Source organism: Streptomyces spinosisporus (assembly GCF_022698145.1).
GTDB classification, from domain to species: domain Bacteria; phylum Actinomycetota; class Actinomycetes; order Streptomycetales; family Streptomycetaceae; genus Streptomyces; species Streptomyces spinosisporus.
Window position 1 is genome coordinate 1 of the sequence record NZ_JALDAX010000071.1, and the last position, 452, is coordinate 452.

Below are 452 nucleotides of genomic sequence, written 5' to 3' on the forward strand. Positions count from 1 at the left end.
TCCTGGACGGTGACGTCCTGCGTGGCGCCGAAGGTGCCGTCGGGGAGGTCGTCGCCCGTGCCGTCGGAGCCGGTCCAGTGGATCTTCCAGGTGATGGTGGCCCTGAGGGGGTAGGTGCCGTTGCCCGAGGAGCGCAGGTACTTCACGCCGCACGGCGGGGTCTGGTCGGCCTTGCCCTTGGCGTACGGCTCACCGATCTTGCCGTCGTGGATCTCGCAGACGCCGGAAGCGGGGTACGTCTGCGCGTCGGAGGTGCCCGGTTCGATCTTCAGGGAGACCGGTTCGGCGGTGGTCGTGGCGGAGATGCCGAGCGCGTCGATGGAGGCGGTGACGGACACCGGTTTGAACGCGGCACCGTCCAGCCACGCCCAGGTCGGCAGATTGACCTTGGTCGCGTTGGCCGGGGCGAGGGTCACTTTGGTGCCGGGGACGCGGATTTCGTTGTAGGCGAG

At 68.8% G+C, this 452-nt stretch carries 1 pseudogene; it reads right to left on the bottom strand.

Annotation, left to right across the window (positions count from 1 at the left end):
• Positions 1–452: pseudogene (locus MQN93_RS43750) on the bottom strand (hypothetical protein); the annotation flags it as partial.